Below are 539 nucleotides of genomic sequence, written 5' to 3'. Positions count from 1 at the left end.
GTGTTCTCGCTGCTGGTATCCAATCTGGGGCTGACCAAGCTGATCCAGTTTTCGATTCCGGTACTCACCGCTATCTATCCACCGTGTATCGTGCTGGTGGCGCTGAGCTTCTGCAAAGGCTTTTGGCAGAGCCAGGGACGGGTTGTTGCACCGGTAATGCTGGTATCGCTCATCTTTGGCCTGATCGACGCGCTGAAGGGTGCCGGTTTTACTGACTATCTGCCGGGTGTGCTGACCAGTCTGCCGCTGAGTGATCAAGGCCTGGCATGGCTGGTGCCCTCGGTAATCACGCTGGCGGGCGCTGTAGCCGTTGACAGGCTCATGGGCAAGCGCAGCGAGGCGCTGGCTTGAGGTCGGTACACGATGAATGTCGAACTGACGTTACGTGCCAAGTGAAACGAGTTAAATGAAAAAGCCCGCTTTAAGCGGGCTTTTTTAGTTCTGTAAGCGTTTCAGCCTTACTTGGTGGCTGGCGCTGCTTCTGGCGCTTTGTTGGCGTTCTCATTGGTACGCTGCTGAGCGGCTTCAGCGTTCTTCTG

General features: G+C 56.0%; 1 protein-coding gene. It reads left to right on the top strand.

From position 1 onward, the window contains the following. A partial coding sequence (locus ALO43_RS22595; protein ID WP_174518518.1) for a branched-chain amino acid transport system II carrier protein occupies positions 1-351 on the top strand: 351 nt, incomplete at its 5' end. Positions 352-539 lie beyond the last annotated feature (188 nt).

The organism is Pseudomonas tremae (assembly GCF_001401155.1).
Lineage (GTDB): Bacteria > Pseudomonadota > Gammaproteobacteria > Pseudomonadales > Pseudomonadaceae > Aquipseudomonas > Aquipseudomonas tremae.
This window is presented reverse-complemented; position numbering and strand designations above follow the sequence as displayed.